This window comes from Pseudomonas sp. DE0010 (genome assembly GCF_007680745.1).
In the GTDB taxonomy this organism is placed as follows: Bacteria; Pseudomonadota; Gammaproteobacteria; order Pseudomonadales; family Pseudomonadaceae; genus Aquipseudomonas; species Aquipseudomonas parafulva_B.
The window spans coordinates 1-230 of record NZ_VEJQ01000325.1 but is presented as its reverse complement, the minus strand read 5'-3'; the positions used below and the strand labels follow the sequence as shown (position 1 = coordinate 230).

The window sequence follows — 230 nt, the reverse complement described above, 5'->3', positions numbered from 1 at the left end:
CCTCCAGGCGCAACAGCGGCACGCCGAGCTGCTCCTGCATGCGCGCGACGGTATAGCTGACCGACGACTGGGAGCGATGCAGCACCTCGGCGGCCTGGGCGTAGCCGCCGTGACCCACCACCGCCTGCAGGGTCCGCCACTGATCGAGGGAAACGCGAGGAGTCTTCATCAAGCGCTCTGGGCTCACGAAAGGGCGCATGTTAGTGCCTAGCCTGGCAATGGCAAAACGC

1 protein-coding gene is annotated in these 230 nt (G+C 66.1%); it reads right to left on the bottom strand.

Features of this window, described 5'->3' with window-relative positions; translation table 11 throughout:
• Positions 1-169 (bottom strand): LysR family transcriptional regulator (locus tag FS767_RS22720; protein ID WP_144968318.1); only part of this gene is annotated, 169 nt, incomplete at its 3' end.
• Between the last annotated feature and the right edge of the window lie 61 nt (positions 170-230).